The organism is Streptomyces sp. NPDC002886, from assembly GCF_042888445.1.
Lineage (GTDB): Bacteria > Actinomycetota > Actinomycetes > Streptomycetales > Streptomycetaceae > Streptomyces.
On record NZ_JBIAPV010000001.1, the window covers coordinates 685,148 to 710,546 of the forward strand.

At 71.0% G+C, this 25,399-nt stretch carries 21 protein-coding genes; 5 read left to right on the plus strand and 16 right to left on the minus strand.

Going from position 1 to position 25,399, the window contains the following annotated elements:
- Positions 1–74: 74 nt before the first annotated feature.
- The gene (locus ACFYYB_RS03085; protein WP_389432903.1) at positions 75–1,331 is read right to left on the minus strand and encodes a transglycosylase family protein; all 1,257 of its coding nucleotides are present in this window, start codon (positions 1,329–1,331) and stop codon (positions 75–77) included.
- A gap of 207 nt (positions 1,332–1,538) precedes the next feature.
- Here ACFYYB_RS03085 and gndA point away from each other — a divergent pair, with 207 nt between their 5' ends.
- Positions 1,539–2,984 carry an NADP-dependent phosphogluconate dehydrogenase gene (gene gndA / locus ACFYYB_RS03090; protein WP_389432904.1) on the plus strand — a complete coding sequence of 482 codons (1,446 nt, stop codon included), beginning with the start codon at positions 1,539–1,541 and terminating at the stop codon, positions 2,982–2,984.
- 279 nt (positions 2,985–3,263) lie between these two features.
- On the opposite strand, the gene ACFYYB_RS03095 is transcribed toward gndA, so the two are convergent.
- From ACFYYB_RS03095 to ACFYYB_RS03115, 5 genes are all read right to left on the minus strand, one after another.
- The gene (locus ACFYYB_RS03095; protein ID WP_389432905.1) at positions 3,264–3,626 is read right to left on the minus strand and encodes a GNAT family N-acetyltransferase; all 363 of its coding nucleotides are present in this window, start codon (positions 3,624–3,626) and stop codon (positions 3,264–3,266) included.
- 14 nt (positions 3,627–3,640) lie between these two features.
- Positions 3,641–4,060 carry an aspartate 1-decarboxylase gene (gene panD, locus ACFYYB_RS03100; RefSeq protein WP_389432906.1) on the minus strand — a complete coding sequence of 140 codons (420 nt, stop codon included), beginning with the start codon at positions 4,058–4,060 and terminating at the stop codon, positions 3,641–3,643.
- Between the two features lie 154 nt (positions 4,061–4,214).
- Positions 4,215–5,315 (minus strand): serine hydrolase domain-containing protein, encoded by a 1,101-nt coding sequence (locus ACFYYB_RS03105; RefSeq protein ID WP_389433451.1) that lies wholly within the window; start codon positions 5,313–5,315, stop codon positions 4,215–4,217.
- Between the two features lie 47 nt (positions 5,316–5,362).
- Complete coding sequence (locus ACFYYB_RS03110; RefSeq protein WP_389432907.1) at positions 5,363–6,946, minus strand: alpha/beta fold hydrolase; 1,584 nt, start codon at positions 6,944–6,946, stop codon at positions 5,363–5,365.
- Positions 6,947–6,958: 12 nt separating this feature from the next.
- The gene (locus ACFYYB_RS03115) at positions 6,959–8,524 is read right to left on the minus strand and encodes an alpha/beta fold hydrolase (RefSeq protein WP_389432908.1); all 1,566 of its coding nucleotides are present in this window, start codon (positions 8,522–8,524) and stop codon (positions 6,959–6,961) included.
- A gap of 299 nt (positions 8,525–8,823) precedes the next feature.
- Between ACFYYB_RS03115 and ACFYYB_RS03120 the strand changes: the two genes are divergently transcribed.
- On the plus strand, positions 8,824–9,663 hold the full coding sequence (locus tag ACFYYB_RS03120; RefSeq protein WP_389432909.1) for a DUF4436 family protein: 840 nt from the start codon (positions 8,824–8,826) through the stop codon (positions 9,661–9,663).
- 34 nt (positions 9,664–9,697) lie between these two features.
- Here ACFYYB_RS03120 and ACFYYB_RS03125 read toward each other — a convergent pair whose 3' ends face one another.
- Genes ACFYYB_RS03125 through ACFYYB_RS03145 form a run of 5 tightly spaced genes read right to left on the minus strand, consistent with a single transcriptional unit; the run spans position 9,698 to position 14,213 of the window.
- A complete protein-coding gene (locus ACFYYB_RS03125) occupies positions 9,698–10,405 on the minus strand; it encodes an ABC transporter ATP-binding protein (RefSeq protein WP_389432910.1) in 708 nt (235 codons plus the stop codon).
- Complete coding sequence (locus ACFYYB_RS03130; protein ID WP_389432911.1) at positions 10,402–11,148, minus strand: ABC transporter ATP-binding protein; 747 nt, start codon at positions 11,146–11,148, stop codon at positions 10,402–10,404. The genes ACFYYB_RS03125 and ACFYYB_RS03130 overlap by 4 nt, the downstream gene beginning before the upstream one ends.
- Complete coding sequence (locus ACFYYB_RS03135) at positions 11,145–12,152, minus strand: branched-chain amino acid ABC transporter permease (protein WP_389432912.1); 1,008 nt, start codon at positions 12,150–12,152, stop codon at positions 11,145–11,147. Before ACFYYB_RS03135 ends, ACFYYB_RS03130 begins: the two co-directional genes overlap by 4 nt.
- On the minus strand, positions 12,149–13,027 hold the full coding sequence (locus tag ACFYYB_RS03140) for a branched-chain amino acid ABC transporter permease (RefSeq protein ID WP_389432913.1): 879 nt from the start codon (positions 13,025–13,027) through the stop codon (positions 12,149–12,151). The genes ACFYYB_RS03135 and ACFYYB_RS03140 overlap by 4 nt, the downstream gene beginning before the upstream one ends.
- Before the next feature lie 13 nt (positions 13,028–13,040).
- On the minus strand, positions 13,041–14,213 hold the full coding sequence (locus ACFYYB_RS03145; protein ID WP_389432914.1) for an ABC transporter substrate-binding protein: 1,173 nt from the start codon (positions 14,211–14,213) through the stop codon (positions 13,041–13,043).
- Between the two features lie 310 nt (positions 14,214–14,523).
- Here ACFYYB_RS03145 and ACFYYB_RS03150 point away from each other — a divergent pair, with 310 nt between their 5' ends.
- The 3 genes from ACFYYB_RS03150 to ACFYYB_RS03160 all read left to right on the plus strand — a co-directional run bounded on the left by ACFYYB_RS03150 (position 14,524) and on the right by ACFYYB_RS03160 (position 18,301).
- Positions 14,524–16,161, plus strand: coding sequence for a carboxylesterase/lipase family protein (locus ACFYYB_RS03150; RefSeq protein WP_389432915.1), 1,638 nt, complete (start codon positions 14,524–14,526; stop codon positions 16,159–16,161).
- Positions 16,162–16,386: 225 nt separating this feature from the next.
- The gene (locus ACFYYB_RS03155; RefSeq protein ID WP_389432916.1) at positions 16,387–17,127 is read left to right on the plus strand and encodes a tRNA-dependent cyclodipeptide synthase; all 741 of its coding nucleotides are present in this window, start codon (positions 16,387–16,389) and stop codon (positions 17,125–17,127) included.
- Positions 17,117–18,301 carry a cytochrome P450 gene (locus ACFYYB_RS03160; RefSeq protein ID WP_389432917.1) on the plus strand — a complete coding sequence of 395 codons (1,185 nt, stop codon included), beginning with the start codon at positions 17,117–17,119 and terminating at the stop codon, positions 18,299–18,301. The genes ACFYYB_RS03155 and ACFYYB_RS03160 overlap by 11 nt, the downstream gene beginning before the upstream one ends.
- Before the next feature lie 27 nt (positions 18,302–18,328).
- On the opposite strand, the gene ACFYYB_RS03165 is transcribed toward ACFYYB_RS03160, so the two are convergent.
- From ACFYYB_RS03165 to ACFYYB_RS03185, 5 genes are all read right to left on the minus strand, one after another.
- A complete protein-coding gene (locus tag ACFYYB_RS03165; RefSeq protein ID WP_389432918.1) occupies positions 18,329–20,092 on the minus strand; it encodes a beta-galactosidase family protein in 1,764 nt (587 codons plus the stop codon).
- A 39-nt stretch (positions 20,093–20,131) separates the two neighbouring features.
- A complete protein-coding gene (locus ACFYYB_RS03170) occupies positions 20,132–22,099 on the minus strand; it encodes a glycoside hydrolase family 5 protein (RefSeq protein WP_389432919.1) in 1,968 nt (655 codons plus the stop codon).
- 103 nt (positions 22,100–22,202) lie between these two features.
- Positions 22,203–23,048 carry a carbohydrate ABC transporter permease gene (locus tag ACFYYB_RS03175; protein WP_389432920.1) on the minus strand — a complete coding sequence of 282 codons (846 nt, stop codon included), beginning with the start codon at positions 23,046–23,048 and terminating at the stop codon, positions 22,203–22,205.
- A gap of 7 nt (positions 23,049–23,055) precedes the next feature.
- Complete coding sequence (locus ACFYYB_RS03180; RefSeq protein ID WP_389432921.1) at positions 23,056–24,069, minus strand: carbohydrate ABC transporter permease; 1,014 nt, start codon at positions 24,067–24,069, stop codon at positions 23,056–23,058.
- A complete protein-coding gene (locus tag ACFYYB_RS03185; protein ID WP_389432922.1) occupies positions 24,069–25,346 on the minus strand; it encodes an ABC transporter substrate-binding protein in 1,278 nt (425 codons plus the stop codon). The genes ACFYYB_RS03180 and ACFYYB_RS03185 overlap by 1 nt, the downstream gene beginning before the upstream one ends.
- Between the last annotated feature and the right edge of the window lie 53 nt (positions 25,347–25,399).

Below are 25,399 nucleotides of genomic sequence, written 5' to 3' on the forward strand. Positions count from 1 at the left end.
TATCGCCGGCCGGGGCCCCGGCGGTGGCCGGGACCCCCGCGGTGGGCGGGACCCCGGCTTCAGCGGCCCCGGCTTCAGATGCTGACTCCGTGGGACCGCAGGTACCGCAGCGGGTCGATGTCGGTGCCGTAGCCGGGTCCCGTGCGCATCTCGAAGTGCAGGTGCGGCCCGGTCACGTTCCCCGTCGCCCCGGAACGGCCGATGCGCTGCCCGCCGGAGACCGCCGAGCCGGCTTTGACCGAGACCGCCGAGAGGTGCGCGTACTGGGAGTACCGGCCGTCGGTGTGCCGGATGACGACCTGGTATCCGTACGCACCGGCCCAGCCCGCTGAGACGATCTGCCCGCTGCTGACGGCCTTGACGGTGGTGCCGGTGGCCACCGGGAAGTCGATCCCGGTGTGGTAGCCGCTGGACCAGGACGAACCCGCGACGTGGTAGCCGGTGCCGAGGCCCGCGTCGACCGGGGCGCTGAAGGCTCCGGAGGGGGTCTGCGGCTTCTCCGCGGGCTTCTCGGCAGGCTTTTCCGCGGGCTTCGCCGGCTTCGAACCGGCCTGCTCCGCCGGCTTCGCCGGTGCCACGGGCTTCACCGGCTCGGCCGTGCGCGGCGGCTTCTCCGGATTCTGCGCGGGCGGCGCGGCCGTGACGCGCAGGGTGAGCCGCTGCCCGGGGAAGATCAGGTCCGGATCGCCGCCCACGACGGCCCGGTTGGTCGCGTACAGGGACTGCCAGCCGCCGTCGACGTGCTGCTCGGTGGCGATCGCCGACAGCGAGTCGCCGGGAGCGACGACGTAGGGGTTCGGCAGGACGGACCCCCCGGCCGGGCGCGGCGTCGCGGCTTGGGGAGCGGCGGCCTTCGGAGTGGCCTTCGGCGCGGCCTGCGCCGCGACCTTCGGAGCCGTCGCCTTGCCCGGGCCCGTCACCTTGCCCTGGGCGCCGAGCGCGGGCGCCGGGCCGCTGCGGCTCAGTCCGGCCTGCTTCCCGCAGACCGGCCAGGCCTGCGGCCCCTGCCCCTTCAGCACCTTCTCCGCGACGGCGATCTGCTGCGCCTTGGTGGCCAGATCGGCGCGGGCGGCGTACGCGGTTCCGCCGAAGGCGCGCCAGGTGCTCTGGCTGAACTGCAGTCCGCCGTAATAGCCGTTGCCGGTGTTGATGTGCCAGTTGCTCGTGGACTCGCAGGCGGCGACCTTGCTCCACGTGTCCAGCGACGCGGCGTGCCCCGTGCCGGCTCCGATCAGGGGCAGCGCTATTCCGGCTCCGCCGGCGGTCACGACGAGCGAAGCACGGTTGATGCTGCTCGGCTGATACCGGCGGTGCCGGCCCCGTACACCCATGGGAGCCCCCATCGAAGACATCAGGAACCTCGCAACCTAACGCCACGACCGGGGCATGACAAGGCGCACAACACAACGCGTTCGAGCGGAAGTTGATTTAACGCCGAATGTAAGACGCCGGTAAGGATCACCGTCGGGGTAGCGTCGTCGTACCTGCATTCCGCCGCACATCGAATGCACTGTCGACGCACTCAGGAGCGCACCCACATGAGCAGCAGCACGGCCCAGATCGGCGTCACCGGACTCGCGGTGATGGGCAGCAACCTCGCCCGCAACTTCGCCCGCAACGGGTTCACCGTCGCCGTCCACAACCGCACCACCGCCAAGACCACGGCGCTCGTGGAGGAGTTCGGCCACGAGGGCTCCTTCGTGGCCGCCGGGAGCGCGAAGGAGTTCGTGGACGCGCTGGAGCGCCCGCGCCGCCTCATCATCATGGTGAAGGCCGGCGAGCCGACCGACGCGGTGATCCGCGAGTTCGCCCCGCTGCTGGAGCCGGGCGACGTGATCATCGACGGCGGGAACGCCCACTTCGAGGACACCCGCCGCCGCGAGAAGGAGCTGCGCGAGCAGGGCCTGCACTTCGTGGGCGTCGGGATCTCGGGCGGCGAGGAGGGCGCGCTGCTCGGCCCGAGCATCATGCCCGGCGGATCGGAGGAGTCCTGGGCCTCGCTCGGCCCGATGCTGGAGAAGATCTCCGCCAAGGCCGCCGACGGCACGCCGTGCACCTCGCACGTGGGCCCCGACGGCGCCGGACACTTCGTGAAGATGGTGCACAACGGCATCGAGTACGCCGACATGCAGCTGATCGCGGAGGCCTACCACCTGCTGCGCGAGGTGGCCGGCTACTCCCCCGCGAAGATCGCCGAGACCTTCCGCGCCTGGAACAGGGGCCGGCTGGACTCGTACCTGATCGAGATCACCGCCGAGGTCCTCGCGCACACGGACGCCGCGACCGGCCGGCCGTTCGTGGACGTGGTCGCCGACGCCGCCGAGCAGAAGGGCACCGGCCGCTGGACCGTGCAGATCGCGCTCGACCTGGGCGTGCCGGTGTCCGGCATCGCCGAGGCCGTCTTCGCCCGCGCGGTTTCGGGCCACGGCGAGCTGCGTACGGCCGCCCGCGGCCTGGCCGGGCCGAAGGCCCAGCCGCTCTCCGCGGAGGCCGCCGACGCCTTCGCGGCCCAGGTGGAGCAGGCCCTGTACGCCTCGAAGATCGTCTCGTACACGCAGGGATTCCACCAGATCCAGGCCGGCAGCGAGGAGTACGGCTGGGGCGTGGACCCGGGCGCCGTGGCCTCGCTGTGGCGCGGCGGCTGCATCATCCGCGCCGCGTTCCTGGACCGGATCCGGGCCGCGTACGACGCCCGCCCGGAGCTGCCCAGCCTGCTGGCGGACGCCGGCTTCGCCGATGAGATCGGCGCCGCGCAGGAGGACTGGCGCGAGGTGCTGGTGGCGGCGGTCCGCCAGGGCATCCCGGTACCGGCCTTCGCGGCCTCGCTGGCGTACTACGACGCCCTGCGCTCGGAGCGGCTCCCGGCGGCCCTGACCCAGGGACAGCGCGACTTCTTCGGCGCGCACACCTACCGGCGCACCGACCGGGATGGCTCGTACCACACGCTGTGGAGCGGCGACCGCTCCGAAGTCCGTACGGACTGACGTCGGCGTACGAGCCGGCGCGGCCGTCCGCGTCGGCTCGGCAGCTCGGTGTCAGCCGCTCCGCGTCAGCTCCACGGCTCCGGCGCGGGCTGCGGCGCGGGGCCGGGCGGCGGCGGAACCGGGTCGGGTTCGGGCACCGGACCCGGTGTCGGCGGCTCGGGCCGGGGCAGCGGCGCCGGATCCGGGAACGGATTGGGCACCGGGGCCGGGCCGGGGACGGGAGGCTGTGTCATACCTCCAGCCTCCCCCGGTCCGCGTCCCGGCGCCCGCCGGGCGACGTCACCAGAGGTCGGAGTCCGAGTCGAGCTGCGCCTTGGCAGCGGCCACCACCCCGGCCGGTGCCTCGGGCGCCTGCTCGGGGTGTTTGGCGGCCCAGCTCGCGGCATACGGGCAGAGCGGGACCACGGGCACGCCCTCGTCGGCCGCGATCCCGTAGAAGGCCTTCACCAGGCTCCCGGCGATCCCGCGGCCCTCGCGCCCCGGCTCGACGACGGTGTGCACCGCCACGAGGGCGTGGGGCGCCTCGGCGAGCACGAAGTAGGCGATGGTTCCGACCACCGCCCCGTCCTCGACGGCCAGCAGCCGCCCGGACGGGCGGTCGTCCACGATCTTGATCGATTCGCTCGACCCGCTCTGCGCCATCGCCCCTGCTCCCCTCAGACAGCCACCGCGTGGGGGCTGCGCTCCTGGTCCGTTCCGGGAACCGGGGCGGACGGATCCACACCCAGTTCGATGATGCGATTGTCCCCGTCGACGTGGACGACACGCGGCTCGAACACGCGCGCCTCGGCGTCGTCCATCTGCCCGTAGCTGATGAGGATGACCAGGTCACCCGGGTGCACGAGGTGCGCGGCGGCACCGTTGATCCCGATGACCCCGGATCCGCGCTCGCCCTTGATGACGTACGTCTCCAGCCGCGCCCCGTTGGTGACGTCCACGATGTGCACGAGCTCGCCGGGCAGCAGGTCCGCCGCGTCGAGGAGATCGGCATCGATGGTCACGGACCCGACGTAGTGCAGGTCGGCCTGGGTGACGGTGGCCCGGTGGATCTTGGACTTGAACATGGTGCGAATCATGAAGAAGCTCCCGAAATGTCTGCTCCCTGCCCGCTCATCGCAGGTCAAGGGCCGTATCCGGAGCCTACAACGGACCGGCGTCGGTGATACCTACGTCCACACCGCCGAAGCGTCTCCCACGATCGAGCGCGCTGAGCGCACAGGGGTCCCTCGGTCACTTCTTCCAGATGTCCAGCAGTTCGTTCGCCGCGCGGAAATGATCGGGCGAATCCACGTTGCACACGACGGAGACGGCCGTGTCGCGGTCCGGGGACACCTTGAAGCTGCTGTGGAAGCCTTCCCAGTCGCCGCGATGGACCAGGCTCCGGTCGGGGAGGAGCAGGATGCCGGCCCCGTACTTCCCTTCCGCGATGCCGCGTTGGCGCAGGACGTCGCCCACGCTCACCGCGTCCGCCGTGACCCCTGCGAGCAGTTCCGCTCCACCGACGCGACCGGTGCGGTAGTTGTCGGCCCAGCGGACGAATTCCCCGGGGGTGCTTTGAACGGACCCGTCTCCGTACTGTTTCCAAGGAGAGGAGTTGGGGGTGAACGAGCCGTCCTTCTCGTCGTACGACTTCGCCTTTCCGGGAACGTCCACCGCCGGAGACAGGGTCATGCGCAGGTGCAGCGGGGTGAAGAACTCCTGCTGGACGAAGGCGGGGAACGGCTTGCCGGTGACCCTTTCGACGACGTGCGCCAGGAGGACGTAGTTGGAGTTGGAGTAGGAGAAGCGCCGGCCCGCAGGCTCTTGCGGCTGTGAGGCGAGAATGGCCTCGATCGCTTCCTTCTGTCCGGCCGGGTCCGTCACCTCGATGCCCTTGGCCTCCAGCAGGTCCTGGTAGTCGGTGATGCCGCTGGTGTGCCGCATCAGGTCGCCCAGGGTGACCTCGCGCGTCCAGGCGGGCGGGTCGTCGAGGAAATCGGAGAGGTGGTCGCTCAGGGCCAGTTGGTGGCGACCGGACAGCAAGAGGACGGCGTCCGCGGTGAATTGCTTGGAGTTGGATGCCATGTCGAAGACGGTGCGTGGGGTGATGGAACGCCCGGTCGTCAGATCGGCCTTGCCTCTCCCCGCCTCCCAGACGACGTGTCCCCGCTCACCGACGGCTGCCGCACAGCCCGGGCCGTCGGGAGAAGGCACCAGCTGCCGGAGCACCTCCGTGCTCCGCTTCTCACGGTCGTCGCCGCCCGTCGCGTAGGCCCGCGGGTTAGCGGCGCCGGCCAGTATCACCACGAGCACGGCGCCCCCGGCGGCGCACGAGGACGCCATCCGCTTCATGGTCACCGCCTTCTTCCTTCTTCCTTCCGCCTTCTTCCTTGCCCACATCAGGTGGGGTCCGGGGCGATCTCGAAGGCCGGGGGCTTGAGGTCCTTGAGGCAGTCGGTGTTCGGCGCCATGGGAGTGTCGAAGAAGGAGACGGTGATCTCCTGCGCGCACTTCGACGACGCGAAGACCACGTGGGCCTCGTAGGGGATCGTGACGACGGTGGCGTTGGGCAGCGTGCGGGCCACGTACGCCCCGTTGGACGCTGCGGTCTGGCCGTCGAACCCGCCGGAGATGGCGAGGGTGGGGATGTCGCTCCGCGTGACGTCCCGGATGGAGGCGGGCGCCGCGGGGACGTCCCAGACGTCGCAGTCAGGGCGGAGGAAGGTCAGCAGGGGGGCCTGGGCCTGTACCGATTCGGGGAAGGACGGGTAGGTCTTCTGACCTGCGCGGAGTGCTTCGGCCTGGGTCTCGTACGGGGTCCACTCGCTGCAGAAGACGCCGTAGACGAGCCCGTGGGACAGCCGGCCGATGGCCTGGGGGCTGTACTTGCCGCTCGCCCACTGCTCGGCGATCCGCTGGGGCTTGCCGTTGGCCAGTTCGTCGAGGGCCATCGGCACCTGGGGGGCTATGTGGGTGGCGGCGGTCATCCAGTTCACCAGGGCTCCGCCGTCCAGGGTGACCTTCACCTGCTTCTCGCTGTCGGGGAGCGTCACGGTGGTGGTGACGGGCTTGGCTTCGAGTTCGCGGACGAGCCGTTCGAAGGTGGCCGACACGTTCGGGTAGCGACGGTTGCAGTCGGGCTGCTCCGCGCAGGCCTTGAACACCCCGTCGAACCCCTGCTTGGCCGCGGCCCAGGTCACGGCCGAACCTCCGGTGGACGGCGGCAGGATGCCGTCGATGCCCACGGACCGGATTCCCTCGGGGTGCAGGCGCATGGTGACGAGCGCCAGCTGGGTGCCGTAGGAAATGCCGTACAGGTTCCATTCCTTGAGGCCCAGCGCGGTTCGCAGGTCCGCGTAGTCGGCGGCGCTCTCGATGTCGTTGTAGGCACTGAGGTCGGCCCCGGTCGCCGCCAGTTCGTCGCGGCAGGCCTTGGTGGCCGCGACGTGCTCGCGCTCGGTGGACGGCGCGTCGTAGACGAGGCCGGTCGCGCGCGCGTTGAACTCGTCGATGGTGCGGCAGGTGAGTGCCGGGTCGGCCGAGTAGGTGCCGCGCTGGGACATGAAGATCACGTCGCGGTCCCGGTTCAGGCCGCCGCCGATCGCCATCTTCGCCTCCCCGACCGCGTCGTCACCGGGTCCGCCGGCGAGCCACACGATCGGATCGGGTTTCGGTTCGGCGGCCTCGGCGGCCACGATCGCGACACCGAGGGTGATCTTTCGACCGTCCGGCTTCGTGCGGTTCTCCGGCACGGTGAGCGTGCCGCAGCGGGCTCCGTCGAGTTCGGCGACCGGATCCGCCGTCTTGGGGCAGGGGCCCGGCGTGAACGCGGCGTCGCCTACGGTGCGGGCGACCGTGCCGGCGGCTCCTGAAGGCGTCTCCTCCTGCGCACTCACCGGCGCCGCGTACAGACCGGCGATCAGCATCCCGGCGGCCGCTGCGGCCGACCCGGTGCGCAGGCGTCCTGCGTGTGACCGTGCCATCATTCCTCCCCGTCACTCCGGGGTGATCGTGAACGGTTCCCACCTCAGCCCCGCCACGCAGCCGGTGTCGGGCGCGGTCGGATCGGCGAGGAAGGACGCCAGCACCTTCTGGGCGCAGGGCGATTGCGGGACCACCCAGTGCCCGATCCCGGGCACCTGCACGGTGGTCGAATTCGACAGCGTACGGGCCGTCTTGGGGGCCCAACTGGCTCCGGTCTTCATGTCGAACGTCCCGTTGATGAAGAGGACCGGTACCGAGCTGACGGTGGGCACCCGTACGGCGGCGGTGCGATCGGGGACGTTCCAGATCCGGCACAGCTCGTCCTGGAAGGGCAGTTGGGGTGCCTGCGCCTGAGCCGACTCGGGCCATGCGGGGAACGCTTCGCGGCCCGCCTTCAGCACGTCGGAGGTCGAGTGGCCGGGTACCCATTCGCCGCACACCACCGACTGGGTCAGGCCGTGTGCGGTCTGGCCGTCCACCTCGACCGAGCCGGCGGCGCGGGCCTTGGCCAGGCGCTCGGGGTTTCCGCGGGCGAGTTCGTCGATCGCGGCCGGGAAGTCGGCGAACGGAATCGCCTTGGCGACCAGCAGGTTCACCAGCGCGCCGCCGTCGAGGACGACCTTCACCGGGTCTCCGCCCTGCGGCGGACGGACGTTCAGCGTCAGCGGCTTCGCTTCGAGCTTCCGCACCTGCTCGTTCAGGGTGCGTTCGAGGTCCGGGTAACGGCTCTTGCAGCGGGGCTCGGCCTCGCAGGCCTTGAAGAGGTTGTCGAGACCCTCCCGGGCGTTGGCCCAGGCGAAGGGCAGGGAGACGAACTGCGCCGGGGCCGCCGAGTCGAGCGCCACCGCGCGGATGCCCTGAGGGTGCAGGCGCAGGTAGGTCAGGGCCAGGTTGCTGCCGTAGGAGTGGCCGTAGACGTTCCACTGCTTGAAGCCCAGTGCGGTGCGCAGGTCGGCGAAGTCGGCCGCGTTCTCGGTGCTGTTGTAGGCGCCGAGGTCGGTCCCGTCGGCCGTCAGACGGTCCCGGCACCGCTTCACCGCGTCGGCCATGAGCCCTTCCGTCTGCGGCGCGTACGAGGGGAGGCCCACGGACCGGGCGTAGAAGTGATCCAGTTCCGGGCAGGCGAGGTTGGGTTGGTCGTAGAGATTGCCGCGCTGGGCCATGACGACGAGATCCCGGTCCTTGTTCAAGCCGGAGGAGACCAGGAACGGGATGTCGTCGAACACCTCGCCACCGGGGCCGCCCGCCATGAACACCACGGGGTCCGGGGCGGGTTCCGCCGAGACGGACGGGATGACCGCCACGGCCAGCCGGATGGTCCGGCCGTCGGGACGGTCACGGTTCTCGGGGACTTCCAGGACACCGCACCGTGCGGTGGCCAGCGCTTCGATCGGCTCGGGCGGTTCGGGGCAGGGTCCCGGCACGAACCGCGACGCGGCGGTGGCGCCGGGCCCGATGATTCCCGTGGTGCCGGCGGGTGGTGGTGCGGCACCCGCCGCCGTCGGACCGAGGGCTGCCAGGAGGGCCATGGTGACGCCCGCAACCGGCACGGCGATGTGGGAACTCTGCTCAGCCATGTGATCCCGTTCCTCTGCCGGTCTACGGCTGTCCCACCGGGCGATACCCCGGCGATCCGGGCGGAACGCACATTTCCACGATAACGGGTGGCCTGAGGGCGCACAACGAGGGGAGCCTCCGGCTCCGACCGGCGGCGACACGCTCGGCCGGATGCGGTGGATCTCCGGCCGGGTCGGCGAGGATCGCACCGCGGCCGCTGCCCCGGCCGGACGAGCCCCTCCCCCCTCTCGCCGGAGTCACCATGGCCCCCACGGCCCCACCCCCGGACCCAGCCCGCCCAAGCCGCTCCGGGGCGTCGATGCTGCCCGTCCTGCTTCCCATCGCGTTCCTGATCCTGGCGGCGGTGGCCGTCGGGTCGTGGCTGCAGTTCCACGAGCGGCAGGTGATCGACACGGTCCACACGGTCGGATCCACGGCGCGCGACCGGGTGGACGTGCAGGCCTCCGTCCAGCGCGTCGACGCCTCCGCCAGAGAGCTGGTCCTCCGGGTCCGGGTCATCCCGCGCGGGGCCCTCGGCGAGGAGGGCGGCGCCGCGCCGGTGGCCGATCTGGGCCTCCAGACCTCCGAGGCGACCCTCGGTGACCTGGAGTTCAAGGCGCACGAGCGGATCACGACCAAGGATCTGCAGGTCGCGGTCACGGACGGATCGATCGGCGACTACCCGTTCGACTCCTACGTGACCGACATCGGGTTCTGGGCACAACTCGGCGGTAAGGAAGTGCCGGTGCGGCTGCTGTTCTCCAACAACGACACGCTCTTCTCCGTCTCCGCGACACCCACCGGCTCCCGCCAAGAGGCCCTCGTGGGGGTGAAGTTGTCCCGATCGGCCAGCCTGCTCGTCTTCACCTCCTTCATGATGATCGTGATGTGGGCGCTGGCGGCGTCCGTGCTGCTGGCGACCTGGTACCTGACGACGCGCCGCCAGGGCCTGGTCTGGCCGGCCCTCGGATGGATGGCCGCCACCCTCTTCGCCCTGTCGGCGTTCCGCAACACCGCTCCCGGCACGCCCCCGATCGGCTGCGTGCTGGACTGGTTCGCCTTCCTGTGGGCCGAGACCATCATCGCCCTCTGCCTGATCACCGTGGTCGTCACCGGCGTCCGCACCGCCCTCCGGGAAGCCGACGCGCCCCGCGCCTAGGCCGTCTCCTTGGCACCCCGCTGGGCCCGCGGGGTCAGTCGACGCCCAGCAGGCGGCGCAGGTCCTCGGGGTGGGAGGCGCATTCCGCGCCGGTGGACCGGTGGACGATGACTCCCTTGCGCATGACCGCCACGGTCCCGGCGGCGGAGAGGGCGAGGCCCAGGTTCTGTTCAACGAGGACGACCGACATGCCCTGCGCGCTCACCTCGCCGATCACCTCGCCCACCTGGGAGACGATCGCCGGAGCGAGGCCGTCGGAGGGCTCGTCGAGGAGCAGGAGGCGCGGATTGCCGAGGAGGGCCCGGGCGATCGCGAGCATCTGCTGTTCCCCGCCGGACAGCTGGTCGCCCCGGTGCCCGAGCCGTTCGCCCAGCCGTGGCAGCAGGTCCAGGACGCGGGCCCTGTTCCAGGGTCCGGGCGCCGGGCGCCGCGTGGCGATCGTCAGGTGTTCGTCCACGGTCAGCGGGGCGAACACCCGGCGGCCCTGGGGAACGACCCCGACGCCGGCCCGGGCGATGACGTCGACGCGGGCTCCGGCCAGTTCCCGTCCGTCGAGGAGCACGCTGCCCCCGTAGGGGCGGACGAGTCCCATGACGGTCGAGACGAGGGTGGTCTTCCCGACCCCGTTCCGACCGAGGAGGGCGAGGGTACCGCCCTCCTCGAGGTCCAGGTCGACACCGTCGAGGACGACGCCCCCGGCGTAGCCGGAGCGCAGTCCGCGCATGCGGAGGAGCGGGTTCACGGGGTGACCTCCATGCTGGTGCCCAGGTAGGCGGTCCGGACCTCGGCGGAGGCGCGCACCTCGTCCGGGGAGCCGGTCTTCAGGTGTCTGCCGAGGTGCATGACCGTCACCGTGTCGGCGAGTTCGAAGACCATGTCGAGGTCGTGCTCTATGAGGAGCACGGTGATCTCCCCGGGCAGGGCGGCGATCAGTTCGGTGAGGCGCGCCGTCTCGGCCGGCGACATGCCGGCGGCCGGTTCGTCCAGGAGGAGCAGCCGGGGTGCGGTCCCGAGCGCCACGGCGACCTCCAGCTGGCGCCGCTCGCCGTGCGAGAGGGCGGCGGCCGTGAGGTCGTGCCGGGTGGGCAGGCCCACCCGGTCGAGCAGTTCGCGCGCCTGCGCGATGGCCGCGTCGCGGGAGCGGGAGCGGGGGTTGGGCCTGCGGTTCACCGAGAGCAGTACGTTCTCCAGCACCGTCTCGCGCAGGAAGAGACTGGAGTGCTGGAACGTGGCCGCCACCCCGAGTCCGACCCGGCGGTGCACGGGCAGCCGGGTCACGTCCCGTCCGTCGACGAGGATGGTTCCGGCGGTGGTCCGCAGGGTGCCGGAGATCAGGCCGAAGAGCGTGGACTTGCCCGCGCCGTTCGGGCCGATGATCGCGTGCCGGGCACCCGGACGCACCGTCAGGTCGACCTCGTCCAGGGCTCGGAAGGAGCCGAAGTGCCGCGACACCATGCGCAGTTGCAGTACATCGTGAGCTGTCACGCCGCCCTCTTCCGGGTGAGCCTGTGCGGGATCCGTACGCCGGCCAGTCCTCGGGGCAGCGCGTAGACGGCGATGACGAAGAGCAGTCCGAGCAGCAGGGGACCGCGGCCCGCGACGGCTTCGAGGTTGCCGAGGTAGTCGCGGGTGAGCCAGACCAGCGCGGCGCCGGCGCAGGCCCCCCACATCGAGCCGGAGCCTCCGATGACCACGGCCAGCAGGGCCAGCGCGGCGATCTCGAAGCCGGCGTCGCCTGGCGAGACGAAGCGCTGGACCGAGACCCACAGGGCCCCTGCGACTCCGGCCAGCGCCCCGGCGCCGCTGTAGACGGCCAGGGCGTACCGCTGGGTGGGGTAGCCGATCGCCCGCATGCGGGGCTCGTTGTCGCGGATGCCGCGCAGGGCGAGGGCGAACGAGGTCGCACCCAGGCGGGAGAGCGCCGCGAAGAGCAGCAGGAACACGGCCAGGACATAGAAGTAGACCAGCCCGTCGAGTTCCAGGGCGGGGACGCCCGGCAAAGGGACGACGGGAGGAATGCCCGACATCCCGTCGGTGCCGTTCGTGACGGACTTCCAGTTGACGGCGGCGCTGTAGACGATCTCGCCGATGGCCAGCGTGAGCATCAGGAAGACCACGCCCCGGGCTCGTACGGCGAGCCAGCCGGTCCCGGCCGCCACCAGGGCGGAGACGCCCCCGGCGACGAGGAGTTGGAGCGGTCCGATGTCGGTGATCCGCGTCGCCACGATCGCCGCAGTGTAGGCGCCGACCCCGAAGTAGGCGGACTGGCCGAGGGTCGGCAGACCGGTCAGGCCGGTGAGGAGGTTCACGCTGAGCGCGAGGAGGGCGAACACCAGGATCCGCGACAGGGTGCCGACGGCGTACGGGCCGAGCAGGAAGGGGGCCAGGGCGAGGGCGACGGCGACCACGGCCGCCGGCAGCCGGCGGGTGGCGGGGAGGGCGGTTGCGGGGCCGACGGTGGCGGGGCCGGCGGTGGCGGAGGGGCTCATGCGCGGACCGCCGGTGCCACGAGGCCCTGCGGGCGGACCACGAGGACGAGGAGCATGGTGCCGAAGAGGAGGAAGGAGGCGTACTCCGGGAGGAGGGCCACCCCGAGGGTCTGCACCTGGCCGATCAGGAGCGCCCCGGCGAGTGCGCCGCGCACCGATCCGAGGCCTCCCACGACCACGACGACGAGGGAGAGGACGAGCACGGTCTCGTCGACGCCCGGCCCGGGGCCGAGGATGGGGGCCCCGAGGACCCCGCCGGCCGTCGCCAGGGCGGCGCCGGCCGCGAAGACCCCGTAGAGCACTTTGCGGATGTCGACGCCGAGTGCGCGGACCATGTCCCGGTCGGCGACGGTGGCCCGGACGAGGGCTCCGAGCGAGCTGCGCTCGAAGACGAGGTACACCAGGAGCGCGAGGCCGGCCGCGACGGCGATGAACACCAGCCGGTAGACCGGGTAGGAGTGACCGAGGAGGCCGACCGTCCCGCGCAGGGCCGTCGGCGGGTCGGTGGGCAGGACGTCTCCGCCGAAGGCGGCGGCGAGGAGGTCCGCCACGATGAAGGTGATGCCGAGCGTCAGCACGGCTTGGTCCAGGTGACCGCGGTGGGCCAGGGGCTGGGTGAGGAAGGTCAGCGCGGCCCCGCCCGCGGTGCCCACCAGGACGCCCGCCAGCAGCGCGAGGAGGAGACCCGTCACGGTCCCGTCGGACAGGGCGTAGGCGACGTAGGCCCCGGCGAGGTAGAGGGTGCCGTGCGCGAGGTTGAGCACGTCCATCATGCCGAAGACCAGGGAGAGTCCGACCGCGATCGTGAAGAGCAGCAGACCGAAGGCGACCCCGTCGACGACGCTGACGAAGTTGCCGTCCAGCCATCGGGACATATCGGCCGCCATGTCAGCCGCCCAGTCTGACGAGCTCGGAACTCACGGTGTTGGCGCCCTGCTTGACCTCGCGCAGGTACCAGGGCTGGACGGGGGTACCGCCACCGTTGAACCGCCAGGTGCCGCGCGGGCTGTCGACGTCCCCGACCTGGGCGATGGCCTTGTTGACCGACTCCGAAGTCACCGTGGAACCGGCTGCCTTGACCGCCTTGTCGAGGACCTGCGCCGCGTCCCATGACGCCATCGCGTAGGTGGTCGGGGCCGAGCCGTAGGCGGCCGTGTAGGCCGGCGCGAACTCCTTGTTGGCGGCGTTGTCCAGGTCGGCGCTGTAGTTGAGCGCCGTGAGGATGCCGTCGGCCGCGGCTCCCTGCCCCTTGAGCACGCCGCCCTCGGTGAGGAAGCCGGGCGCGTAGAGCGGGATCTTTCCGGCCAGTCCGAAGTCCCGGTACTGCTTGACGAAGTCGACGGCCGCGCCGCCGGCGTAGAAGCAGAAGACTGCCTTCGCACCGGACTTCTCGATCTGCGCGAGGTACGGCTGGAAGTTCTTGGTGCCCGGGAACGGCGTGTAGACCTCCTGGCCCGCCACCTTGCCGCCCGCCGGGAGGAAGGTGGACTTGAAACCCTCCACTTCGTCCTTGCCCGCCTGATATCCCGCGGCGATCAGGAAGACGGGGCCGCCCGCTCGTTCGGCCACGTACGTGCCGAGCGCCTTGCCCGGTTCGTCGTTGACGTACGAGGTGCGCCAGATGTACTCGGTCCCGGTCAGTGTCGTGGGCGAGGCGTTCGAGCCGACGAGCGGGACCTTGCCGGTCTCGAAGAGGTCCTTGACCCCGTTGATGGTGGCCGAGCTGACCACTCCGCTGACCGCGATCACCCGGTCCTGCTTGACCAGCTTCTCGGCCGCGGCCTTGCCCGAGTCGGCCGTCTCCCCCTCGTCCGCGACCACGATCTCCACCTCGCGGCCGCCCAGCTTGCCGCCGTGCCGCGCGACGTAGAGCTCGAAGCCCTGCTTCATGTCGTCGCCCAGCGCCTTGTAGGTCCCCGACCGCGGGACGAGGAGCCCGATCTTCACGGGCCCGCTCCGCTCGTCCTCGCCGGTCCCGAGGCTCGCACCACCACATGCCGTGGTCAGCAGGAGCGCCGTCGATGCGGCGACCAGACCAACGGGACGAATACGACCTGCCATGGGAACTCCGTACGTAGTCAACCAGCCCTGTTGGGCGGGATGTTGTTGATGAGGGTCGCCTTGGGGAGGCCCAGGCGCAGAGGGTCCGGCACAGAGGGTCCGGGGCTCGCGGACGGCCCGGCCTCCGGTCGAAGTGACACGTGTCTATCGCGCTTTTATGACGTGCGTCAAGACTGCGCAAGATATGCGACGGCACCCGTCCGTCACCTCTTGACCCGCGCCCCAGACATAGAGCAATACTGGCCCTCGTCAAATTGCCGCTATAGCAATTCCGGCGACGGGCACACGATCAGTCAGGGAGTGAAGCACCATGACCGACGATCCTTCACGGCGCAAAGTCCTCAAGAACGGCGGGGCGTTGACGGGCGCCGCACTGCTCTCCGGGACAGTGGGCGGGCACGCGGCCCAGGCCGCCCCGCGCACGACCCCGTCCCCACCCGTCGTGGTCCTGCCCTCGGGCCGGCTGCTCGGGAGCGCCGAAGGGGGGCTCGCCGTGTTCAAGGGCGTGCCCTACGCGGCGCCGCCGGTCGGCGCACTCCGCTGGCGGGCGGCCCGGCCCCACCCCGGCTGGCAGGGCACGCGCGACGCGACCGCCTTCGGCCCGAGCGCCCCGCAGCCCTACCGGGAGGGCGGCGACCAGGTGCTCGGCACCCACGGCTCACCGCCCTTCGACGAGGACTGCCTCACGCTCAACGTCTGGACTCCCGGAACCGACGACGCCAAACGGCCCGTCCTGGTGTGGATCCACGGCGGCGGCTTCATCTCCGGATCCGGCTCGATGCCGAACTACTCCGGCGAGACCTTCGCGCGCGACGGCGACCTCGTCGTCGTGACCGTCAACTACCGCCTGGGACCGCTTGGTTACCTCTACTTCGGCGAGGACGGCGCCGGCGGCAACTTCTGGCTCACCGACCAGCTCGCCGCCCTGCGCTGGGTACGGCAGAACATCGCCTCGTTCGGCGGCGACCCCGACGACATCACCCTCGCCGGCCAGTCCGGCGGCGCGCTGTCGGTCGCGGCGCTGGCCGGCGCCCGCGCCGCCGGGCGGCCGGGCCGCCCGCCGTTCCGGCGCGCCATCCTGCAGAGCCCCCCGCTCGGACTGAAGATCCCCACACGGGCCGAATCCCTGGAGCGCACCGCCGCCTTCCTGGACATCCTGGGGGCCGCGAACGTGACGGAACTGCGGGCCGTGCCCTGGCAGCGCCTGATCGCCGCCACCTTCGAGATGTTCGGGCGCACCGGACGGTGGGGCTACTGGTCGACCCCGTTCCTGCCGGTGCTCGACGGGGTAACACTGGACCGCGACCCCGCCGAGCTGCTGCTCGGCGGAGCCGGGGCGGACATCGACGTCCTGATCGGCTGGACCAGGGAGGAGGCCAACTTCGCCTTCGGGCTGAGCGAGCCGTACGCCGCCGCGACCAGGGAGCAGGTGGTCTCCAGGGCGCGGGACACCTTCGGGAACCGCGCGGAACAGGGCTACACCGCCTACGAGGAGGCCCGGCCGGGCGCCCGCCCCGTGGACGTGCTGATGGATCTGATCACCGACGACCTGTTCCGGATGCCCGCCGTCGAGCTGGCCGAACGGCGGGCGGCCCGCGGACGTCCCGTCTGGGCGTACCAGTTCAACCTGCCGACGCCCGCGCACGGCGGCCGGCTCGCGGCCGCGCACTGCCTGGAACTGCCCTTCGTCTTCGACAACTTCGACAAGTGGTCACAGGCGCCGTTCCTGTCGGGGCTGAACCCCAGGGTCCGCGACGGTCTCGCCTCGACGATGCACGCGGCCTGGATCTCCTTCATCCGCACGGGCGATCCCAACCACGGCGCCATGCCCCGATGGGGCCGCTACGACCAGGACTCCCGCACGACGATGGCGCTCGACTCCGTCACCAGCGCCGTCGGCGACCTCGCGGGCCACTGGCGGCGCCTGCACCATCCCGAAGGGCGGTAACCGGTCACCCTCGGGGGTCACCTCCGTGCGGCAGGTGACCTCCCAAAGGCGCCGCGAACCCGGGGCGACGCGCCCTCTTCCAGGGGCCGCAGGCCCGCCACCTGCTCGTAGCCCCGGGCAACCGTGCTGTCCAGCAGGTGAGTTACCGGCCGGAAGGAGTAGGACGGTGCGCGACGTTCCGGTACCTTTCCGTCACGTCGCCGCCACACCAGGGCACAGGGCCCGATGGGACTTGCGGCGCGAAGGACCCGACATCTGTTGACGACATTGACCGAAGTCTTCACAGTCCGGCCGTTTACCCCGCACTGCCAGGTGATCCATGCCGAAGGGGATCACGCAGTGATCGGCATCTCACCCGGAAACAGCTACTTCTCCGCCCAGCGCGTCCTCGACCTCGCCCAGTGGGGCATGCGTCATTTCGCGCAGGTCGATCTCATCTACACCGACCTGCACGTGGCCGAGATGTACGAGGCACTCGGCTACGACGCCGACGAAGCCCGGCGCAAGGCGGTCAAGAACCTGCGGGGCGTCCGCGCCAAGGTCAACAACGCCGCGGCGGAAGCCGACCCAAGCGGCGAGCGTCTGCGTGCGCGGCCCATGTCCGCCCTCACGGACATTCCCGCGTACCGCGCGCTCCACGCTCACCTGTACAACTTGCTGGACACCGACCCGGAATTCCGCAGGACCTGCAATTCCCTGGTCGATTCGTTCCTCTCCTCCAAGGTGCTGGGCGGCAAGACCGCCACCACCCGGCAGCGCGAAGTCTGCCTGGAGTACGTCTGCGCCGAGGCGCCGCTCTTCCTGGACACCCCCGCCATCCTCGGGGTGCCGTCCTCCCTCAACTGCTACCACCAGCTCCTGCCCATGGCGGAACTGCTCTACTCACGCGGCTCCGGCCTGCGCGCCTCGCGCAACCAGGGACACGCCGTCATCACCCCCGCCGAAGGAGCACCCGATGTCCACTGAGACCCTTCTCGACTTCCCGTTCTCCGCGCGCGGCGACCAGCTGCCCCCCGAGGTCGAGGAGTTGCGCTCCGAGCCGGTCAAGCGGGTCCGCACGATCGCCGGTGACGAAGCCTGGCTCGTCTCCTCCTACGAGCTGTGCAAGCAGGTCCTGGAAGATCCCCGATTCAGCCTGAAGGACACCTCGGCCCCCGGGGTGCCCCGCCAGTACGCGCTGACGATCCCGCCCGAGGTCGTCAACAACATGGGCAACATCACCGGGGCCGGTCTGCGCAAGGCCGTCCTCAAGGCGATCAACCCGAAGACCGACGGCCTCACCGACTGGATGCGCGCCGAGGCCGCCACCCTCGTCGACGCCCTCCTCGCCCACGGGGCGCCGGTCGACCTGCGCAGCCAGTTCACCAACCCGTACGCCGAGAACCTGCACTGCCGCATCCTCGGCATACCGCAGGCCGACGCCCCGCGCCTGGCGTCCAGCCTCGACATCGCGTTCATGAACTCGGCCTGCCCCGTCACCGGTGCCAAGCTCAACTGGGACCGGGACATGGCCTATATGGTCGAGCGCCTCGACGATCCCGCCACCACGGGGCTCGTCGCGGAGCTGGCGGCCCTGCGTGAGGACCCCCAGTACGCCCACCTCACGGACGAGATGCTCGCCACGGTCGGGGTGACCTTCTTCGGCGCCGGGGTCATCTCCACCATGGGCTTCCTGACGATGGCCATCTTCTCCCTCCTCCAGAACCCGGACGTGTGGGAGCAGTTGCGGAAGGCTCCGGAGAAGATCCCGGCCGCCGTGGACGAACTCCTGCGGGTCAACCTCTCGATCGCCGACGGCCTGCCCCGTCTCGCCCTCGAGGACGTCACCCTCGGGGACGTCGAGGTGAAGAAGGGGGAGCTCCTCCTCGTTCTGGTCGAGGGCGCCAACACCGACGCGGCCGTCTACAGCGACCCCCACGTCGTCGACATCGACCGGGAGAACGCGGGCACCCACCTCTCCTTCGGTGGCGGACAGCACTACTGCCCCGCCACCGCCCTCGGCAAGCGGCACGCCGAGATCGCCATCGAGGTGCTCCTGGAGAAGATGCCCCGCCTCCAGCTCGCCGTGCCGGTCGACCAGCTCGTCTGGCGCACCCGCTTCATGAAGCGCATCCCCGAGCGGCTCCCGGTCCTCTGGTAGCCGCTCGGCAGGACGCACCTGGGCGGGTCAGTCCTCGGACCCGCCCAGGTCGGGACGGTCGCGCAGCTCTACGGTGCGGGTGGCCGAGGCGTGCAGTTCCAGGACGGTGATCTCGTTGCGGCCCGCCCGGAGCACCGGGGCGGGGACGTACAGGGTGACCTGGGCGCCGCGCGACCAGTACCGGCCCAGGGCGAATCCGTTGATCCAGACGCAGCCCTTGGTCCAGCCGGGCAGGGCGAGGAAGCTGTCGGCGGGCTCTTCCACGTCGGCGTACCCGCGGTGAAAGGCGGGGCCCACCGGGGGCGCGGCCGCGTCGAAGGCGCGGAAGGGCAGCCCCGCGAGGTGTGCGGGGTCCTCCAGGGGCAGGGGCCGGCTGGTCCAGCGTTCCGGGGGGCGGCCGTTGACGAGGACCTCGCCGAGAAGTCCCTTGCGGTCGTGGATGCCCGGCCCGTAGTTGACCCTCCCCTGGTTCTCGACAAGTACGGACAGCCGGGCGCCCGGGCGGGGGACGGTGAAGGCGAGGGCGTGCTCGTGGCCCTCGCGTTCGAGTACGCCGACGGGCTGTCCGTCCACGAAGACCTGCGCGCGATCGCGGACGTCCTCCGCGTACAGGACGGCCGGGCCGCCGGCCGTCAGCGGGGTCTCGTACAGGACGAAACCGCGGCCCTGCCCGAGCTCCTCCATCGTGAGCGGCCGGTCGCCCTCCACCGGTGGGCCGAGGAGATCGGCGTACTCCAACAGGGGTGCCGAGTCGGTGAGTTCGACGGGACCGTGCGCGAGCTTCGGGCCGGGTGCGGGCACCGGGGCGTCGGGGACGGGGCCGTGCTTCGCGAGAACCTCCCGGAAGGCGGTGTACTTGGCCGTGGGATCGCCGGCCTCGTCCAGGAGCGCGTCGTAGTCGTACGAGGTGACCGTGGGCCGGTACGTTCCCTTGTCGTTCGCGCCGTTGGTGAAGCCGAAGTTCGTTCCGCCGTGGAACATGTAGATGTTCACGGAGGCTCCGGCCGCGAGCAGCCGGTCCAGATCGGCCGCGGCGTCCTCGGCGCCGCGCACCGCATGGGGCCCGCCCCAGTGGTCGAACCAGCCGATCCAGAACTCCGAGCACATCAGCGGCCCTTCGGGCCGGTGGGCGCGCAGCCGCGCGAGCCCGGCCTCCACCTTGCTGCCGAAGTTGACGGTGCTCAGCACTCCTTCCAGGCTGCCGCGGGCGAGGTCCGCGGGCTGGTCGCAGGTGAACAGGGGCACGTCCACACCGTGCCGGCGCAGCAGCCCGGCCAGTTCGGCGAGGTACCCGGTGTCCTGCCCGTAGGCCCCGTACTCGTTCTCGAGCTGGACGGCGAGCACCGGGCCGCCCCCGCCGCCCAGCCGGGACAGCAGGGGTGGCAGGAGCGCGCCGAGGTACTCGTCCACGGCCCGCAGGAAGCGCGGGTCGCGGCCGCGCAGCGTAATGCCCTCCTCGGCGAGGAGCCACGGGGGCAGGCCGCCGCCCTCCCATTCCGCGCAGATGTACGGACCCGGGCGCAGCAGGACGTACAGGCCCTCGGCGGCGGCGAGGTCGAGGAACCGGGGCAGGTCGAGGCCTCCGTCGAGGTGGAACTCCCCGCGCCGCGGGACGTGGAGGTTCCACGGGACGTAGGTCTCGACCGTGTTGAGCCCCAGCAGCCGGGCCTTGTGGAGCCGGTCGGCCCATTGCTCCGGGTGGACGCGGAAGTAGTGCAGTGCACCGGAGACGATGCGGAACGGCCGGTCGTCGAGACGGAAGCCGTCTGCGGCGATCTCCAGTCGGGGCATGCCGTGCGCTCCTAGGGGAGGAGTGGAGGGGGAAGGGGGTCAGCTCAGCGGGCGGCACAGCAGGGCGTCGGGCACGCCGCCGTGGTTCCACTTCCAGGTGTAGGCGACGCCGGCGATGTACTCGGTGTCGTTGCACTGGCCCTTGTAGTTGCCGGGCGCCCAGTCGCTGGCGTTCGAGCCTCCGGTGGCGGGGCGGCTGTCACCCTTGTCGAACCAGAGCAGTCGGTTCGTGACGGGCAGGGTGGCGGCGGCCGGGGCGCAGAGCAGGGCCGACATGGCGTTGCTGCGGACGCTGTAGCCGACCGCGAAGGAGTTCGCGGGGCACTGCAGCTTGTTGTAGCCGCTCGCCCAGTCACCCCCGGTGACGAATCGTTCGTCCGTGACCGTGGTCCAGGTGCCGCCCGCCTTGGCGGGTCCGCCCGCGTCGGTGCACAGGCCCCGGCCGGAGCTACGGGCCAGGCCCGTCAGCCGCTCGGTGTCCGGGCAGTTGCCCTTCCGGTTGCCCGGGGACCAGTCCGCCTTGGCGGACATGACGGCGGAGACGTTGTAGTCGGCGTGGTCGAGGTCGAGCATGTTCCAGTGGCTGACCTGCGGTACCTGGCCGGTGCGGCCGGCGGTCCCGACCAGCTTGTTCCAGTCGTCGGCGCGCCAGTCGCCGCCGTCCTCGATGCCCTGGCGGGCACCGGTCGCCCCGTAGGAGAGCAGGGCCCAGTTGTCCATCGGGGCTCCGGCCGCGTCGGTCCAGCCGACGAGGGGCCAGATCGCGAAGTCCGTGTCGTTGGCCACGAGGATGTCGGTGAAGTGGTGCAGCCAGGCCTTTTCCTTGGCGTTGTCGGAGCCGCGGCCGCCGGCCCCGAACTCGCTGATCCACACCGGGGCGGTGAAGTGCTGGCCGGCCCGGGTGACGAACAGTGCCTCGGAGTCGACCACCTGGGCGAGCTGCTGGGGGGTGAAGTCCTGGTAGCGGGGGTCGTTGGTGGAGCCGGGTCCGCTGCCGGCGCCGGTGTTGGCGGGACCGGTGTAGGCGTAGAAGTGCGCGGAATAGACGAGCTTGCCCGATGTGATCAGCGTGTGGGAGAGGTTGGCCACCGGCGTCAACTGCGGCCTTCCGTGCGGGAGTCCCGCGAGCGGGATGCCGTACCAGTTGATGCCCTCCATGACGACCAGCAGGTCGGGGGCGGTACGCAGGATCCGGTTCCCGGCCTCTTCGTAGGCCGCGTAGGCGTCGTGGTCGTCGTACCAGCCCCAGTTGGGGTCGTCCCAGGTGTCGCGGCGCACTTCGTTGCGCAGGTCGGCGCCGACCACCCGCTTGTCCGCCTTGTAGCGGTTCGCCATGAACACCCAGTCGTCCAGCCACTGCTGGGTGCTCTGGCTGCTGTTCCAGCGCTCGTTTCCGTCGAGGCCGCAGCAGAAGCGGGCGGTGGTGGTGTGGTTGTTGAGGATGACCGCGAACCCGTCGGCGGTGAGCGCCGCGACGACCGCGTCGAGGACCTGCAGCGGGGTCTTGCCCTTCAGCTGCGGGTTGGCGGCGACCGCGGCGTCCGGGACGGGGACGGTGTCGTGGACCAGGGCGTTGGAGAACGGCAGCCGGATGCTGTTGAGGCCCAGTCCGTGGAAGTCGGCCAGGATGGCGGACATGGGGGTCCGGTCCAGGCCGAGGGGCATGCTGTGGGCGGATATGCCCTGGTGGTGGCTGGCGGGATCGTTGATGTCCCCGCTGCCGGTCCATGTTCCTTGAGCCCCGGCCCAGTTGCCCGCCTTGAGCTTGAAGCGGTTCCCCGCGGCGTCGACGATCCAGCGGCCCCGGGTGCTGAGCGGCGCGGTCCACGAGGCGGCCAGCTCGGGGCCGGTCAGGACCTCGGGCGCGGCCGGGGCGCCGGCCGCGGCGGGGACGGCGGCCGTCGCACCGGCCGTGGTGGTGGTGGTGGTGGTGGTGGTGGCGAGGAGCAGCGCGGACAGCACGGCGAGTGCCGAGGCCGCGCGTCGGAGCAGTGGTGTGCCTGTCACGTTGGATCCTTCGGAGAGGGAGGATGTGCCGTGCCGTGCCGTGGTGCTCTGTGCGGTGGTGCTCTGTGCGGTGGTGCTCCGTGCTGAGCCGTGCCCTGACTGTCTAGCCCTTGAGGCCGCTGGTGGCGATGCCCGCCACGATGTAGCGCTGGGCGACCAGGAACATGACGACCAGGGGGACGATCGTCACGACGGCTCCGGCGAACAGGCCGGGCAGGTTGATGGTCTGCGAGGTGAGGAACGTCGACAAGGCGATCTGCGCCGTCCAGGCCGACGGGTCCTGTCCGATGACCAGGGGCCACAGGAAGGAGTTCCAGCTGTCGATGAAGGCCAGTGCGCCCAGCGAGGCGAGCATCGCGCCCGAGTTGGGCAGGGCGATCCGGCGGTAGAGGCCGAACCAGCCGAGCCCGTCCAGTCGTCCGGCCTCTTCGATCTCGGCCGGGAACTGGAGGTAGAAGTTGCGGAACAGGAGGACGGCGAAGGGGTTGAACAGGCCGGGCGCGATGATGCCCCACAGCGTGTTCACCCCGCCGAGGGAGCCGACCACCACGAAGGTCGGTACGAAGGTCACCGAGCCGGGAATCATCAGGGTGGCGACCACCAGGGCCAGGAGGAATCCGCGTCCCCGCACCGGGATCCGGGCGAAGGCGTAGCCGGCGGCGGAGGCCAGGAGGGTGGAGACGGGGGCCGTGATGAGGGCGATCACGGTGGAGTTCCCGAGCGCCCGGCCCATGGACAGGGTCGGGTCGTCGAAGAGCGCGGTGAAGTTCTCGAAGTGCGCCGTCGACGGCCACCAGGTCCAGTGCGGCGACGTGACGCCCCGGGCGTCCATCAGGGAGCCCCGCAGCATCAGGTAGAAGGGCGTCAGGAAGGCCGTCGTCAGCAGGCCCACCAGCAGTCCTCGCGCGCCGAGGCCCAGCGCCGCGGACAGTCTCGCCGCGGTCTTCACGGGCGGCTCACCCCTCGCTCCTGCCGAATCCGGTGAAGCGCCCCTGGATCAGGGTCACTCCGACGATGAGCGCGGTGAGTACGAAGGCTCCGGCCGATCCCATTCCGTAGTCCTGGCTTCCCATCGCGGTGTTGTAGAGATAGCCCAGCGGGGTCTGGACGGGGGCGCCGCCGGTGCCGGAGAGCCCGCTGTTGAAGAGGTTGTAGAACTCGTCGAAGGCCTGGAAGGCGGCGATGAAGAGGAGCATCAGCACGGCGACGGAGGTGCCCCGCAGCATCGGCAGCGTGATCCGGCGCAGCAGCCGCAGGCCGGTCGCACCGTCCAGTGCCGCGGCCTCGTAGAGCTCCTTGGGGATGCTCTGGAGGCCGGCCAGGAAGAGCACCATGTAGAAGCCGACCTGGAGCCAGAGGCGCAGGGTGACCAGGACGATCCAGTACAGCGGCGGGGTGGTGGTCTGCAGCCAGGGGACCGGTTCCATGCCGAACCAGCCGCCGAGGGTGTTGGCGATGCCGCCCGGGAGTCCGTTGAACAGGCACATCTTCCACAGGAGCGAGGCGGCCACGTAGGACACGGCAGCCGGGATGAGGAAGACGGTGCGCAGTGCCGCACGCCCCCGCCGGATCCGGTGCACCAGCAGGGCGAGCCCGAGGGAGGCGGCGAAGGTGACCGGCACGATGAAGGCGGTGAACCAGAGGATCTGGGTCAGGGAGCCGCGGAAGGTCCCGTCGGAGAGCAGGGCCCGGTAGTTGTCCAGTCCCACCCACCGGGTGGGAGCGATGGTGCCGCGCGCGTCGCTCAGGCTGAGCAGGAAGCTCCAGCCGATGGCGACGTACTTGAAGACGCCGAGGCCGATCAGGATCGGAGCGGTGAGCAGCGCGAAGGCGATCCGGCCGGAGCGGCCCGCTTCGGAGCCGCCCGCGCCCGGGCGCCCGGCGCGGGCCGCCCCCGCGGTGGACCGCCCGGACGGTCCGGGCGGTCCCGGCCGCCCGGACCGCCGTGTGGTCTGCGGTGCGGGGAGCATCAGCCGCGCTGCTTGTCGATGGCGCTCTGGGCCTGCTTCACCGCGTCGGCCAAGACCTCCGCAGGGACCCCCTGCCCCCCGACGATCTTCGCGGCGGCTCCCGTGAAGGCGGAGCTGACGGCGGTGTCCCAGGTGCCCGGGTTGGCCTTGCCGTACCTGGCGGCCAGTTCCACGGCCTCCTTGGCGGCTCCGTCGGTGAGCTTCGCGGCCCCGGCCGCCACGGACTTGCGGGGCGGCACGTGGAACCCGTAGCTCTCGGCCCAGTCCTTCTGCAGGTCAGCCTGCCGGATCCACAGCCACTGGACGAACTTCTTCGCGGCGTCGCCGTTCTCGCTCTTGGCGTTGACGCAGCTGGTCCATCCGCCGACGCGCACGACGGGGGTGCCGCCGGCCTTGAAGGCGGGCCACGGCAGGACGCCGAAGTCCTCGCCGAGGGCGGCCTTGACGGCCGGCATCGCCCACAGGCCGCACCACTGCATCGGGACGACGTTCTGGGTGAGGGCGGACGGGTCCCACCAGTCGGTGGTGAACCCCAGGAGCAGAGACTTGTCCTCATGCAGGCGCTTGAGCCCGTTCAAGGCCTCCAGTGCCTGCGGGGAGCCGAAGGCCACCTTGCCGTCAGTCACCAGGTCGCCGCCGTTCGAGCGGACGGCGAGGATCGGGCTGTCGCCCAGGCCGTCGTTGCCGAGGAACAGGCCCTTGCCGGATTTGACGGTGAGGGCCTTGGCCGCCGCGGCCAGTTCGTCGAAGGTGGTGGGCGGGGTGATGCCGGCCTTGGCCAGCACGCTCTTGCGGAAGTACAGCATCATGACGTCGTCGATCATCTTGACGCCGTAGAGCTTGCCGTCGACGCCCACGCCGGCGACGGCGTTGTCGTTGAAGTCGGACCGCTCGCTGCCGTAGAGATCGTCGAGGGCGGCGATCTGGCCGCGCCGGGCCAGGCTCTCGCTGAAGTCGCCGATCTCGAAGACGTCGGGGGCCGCGTCGGTGAGCAGGGTCGCGTTGAGCTTGCCGGAGTAGTCGCCGGGGACCCAGGTGACCTTCACGGCTATGTCCGGGTGCGCCTTGGTGAAGGCGGTCGCGTAGCGCAGCGCGGCCTGCTGCGTGCCGGCCTCGCCGTACGCGTGGTACCAGACGTTCAGGGTGGTCTTCGCCCCGGAGGAGGCACCCGCGTTCGGGGCGGTGGAGCAGGCGGTGGTCACCACCGCTCCTGCGGCGATCAGCAGTGATCCGCCGAGAAAACGCCGTCGGCTAAGCTCGGTTCTGTGCGCGCTCATGTCGCATCCTTCCGTGAGGGTAGGCGGGATGTGGGTGTGTCCGGCGCGGTCGG

Coding starts and splice junctions, on each gene's coding strand:
- ACFYYB_RS03085 (WP_389432903.1), bottom strand. CDS start 1,331: ATGGGTGTACGGGGCCGGCACCGCCGGTATCAGCCGAGCAGCATCAAC.
- gndA (WP_389432904.1), top strand. CDS start 1,539: ATGAGCAGCAGCACGGCCCAGATCGGCGTCACCGGACTCGCGGTGATG.
- ACFYYB_RS03095 (WP_389432905.1), bottom strand. CDS start 3,626: ATGGCGCAGAGCGGGTCGAGCGAATCGATCAAGATCGTGGACGACCGC.
- panD (WP_389432906.1), bottom strand. CDS start 4,060: ATGATTCGCACCATGTTCAAGTCCAAGATCCACCGGGCCACCGTCACC.
- ACFYYB_RS03105 (WP_389433451.1), bottom strand. CDS start 5,315: ATGAAGCGGATGGCGTCCTCGTGCGCCGCCGGGGGCGCCGTGCTCGTG.
- ACFYYB_RS03110 (WP_389432907.1), bottom strand. CDS start 6,946: ATGGCACGGTCACACGCAGGACGCCTGCGCACCGGGTCGGCCGCAGCG.
- ACFYYB_RS03115 (WP_389432908.1), bottom strand. CDS start 8,524: ATGGCTGAGCAGAGTTCCCACATCGCCGTGCCGGTTGCGGGCGTCACC.
- ACFYYB_RS03120 (WP_389432909.1), top strand. CDS start 8,824: ATGCTGCCCGTCCTGCTTCCCATCGCGTTCCTGATCCTGGCGGCGGTG.
- ACFYYB_RS03135 (WP_389432912.1), bottom strand. CDS start 12,152: ATGAGCCCCTCCGCCACCGCCGGCCCCGCCACCGTCGGCCCCGCAACC.
- ACFYYB_RS03140 (WP_389432913.1), bottom strand. CDS start 13,027: ATGTCCCGATGGCTGGACGGCAACTTCGTCAGCGTCGTCGACGGGGTC.
- ACFYYB_RS03145 (WP_389432914.1), bottom strand. CDS start 14,213: ATGGCAGGTCGTATTCGTCCCGTTGGTCTGGTCGCCGCATCGACGGCG.
- ACFYYB_RS03150 (WP_389432915.1), top strand. CDS start 14,524: ATGACCGACGATCCTTCACGGCGCAAAGTCCTCAAGAACGGCGGGGCG.
- ACFYYB_RS03155 (WP_389432916.1), top strand. CDS start 16,387: ATGGGACTTGCGGCGCGAAGGACCCGACATCTGTTGACGACATTGACC.
- ACFYYB_RS03160 (WP_389432917.1), top strand. CDS start 17,117: ATGTCCACTGAGACCCTTCTCGACTTCCCGTTCTCCGCGCGCGGCGAC.
- ACFYYB_RS03165 (WP_389432918.1), bottom strand. CDS start 20,092: ATGCCCCGACTGGAGATCGCCGCAGACGGCTTCCGTCTCGACGACCGG.
- ACFYYB_RS03180 (WP_389432921.1), bottom strand. CDS start 24,069: ATGCTCCCCGCACCGCAGACCACACGGCGGTCCGGGCGGCCGGGACCG.
- ACFYYB_RS03185 (WP_389432922.1), bottom strand. CDS start 25,346: ATGAGCGCGCACAGAACCGAGCTTAGCCGACGGCGTTTTCTCGGCGGA.